Below are 384 nucleotides of genomic sequence, written 5' to 3'. Positions count from 1 at the left end.
CGAGAAAAATCCAGTGGTAACAAGAGAGGTAATCATTACAGAAAAGGGAAATACGCTCTGCTATGACGCGATTTCTGGCAGATATTTTAAAGGCGATATCGACAAAATTAAGAAAGCGGAATGTGAATTAAATCGTCAGATGCGCGATGAGATGTATGTATCCTTAAATGATTTCTACTACGAAGTCGGTCTGGATAATATCAAAATCGGCGATGAGTTGGGATGGAATATTGATAATGGGTATATTAATCTATCATTTAGTTCTCAATTGGCCGGCGATGGAACTCCCTGCCTGGTGATTGATTACAGTATTGCTCCGAGATACGATTTCAGTGAGCTGATGTGACGCGCGAAAAAAACAGTGGCTTTAATGGAAGAAGAACC

1 protein-coding gene is annotated in these 384 nt (G+C 40.1%); it reads left to right on the top strand.

What is annotated here, in order from left to right:
- On the top strand, nucleotides 1-346 hold a 346-nt coding region (locus NE664_15595), incomplete at its 5' end, for a DUF6353 family protein (GenBank protein ID MCQ4728057.1).
- Nucleotides 347-384 lie beyond the last annotated feature (38 nt).

Source organism: Anaerotignum faecicola, assembly GCA_024460105.1.
Lineage (GTDB): Bacteria > Bacillota > Clostridia > Lachnospirales > Anaerotignaceae > JANFXS01.
The sequence above is the reverse complement of the archived record's forward strand: the minus strand, read 5'-3'. Positions and strand labels throughout refer to the sequence as shown.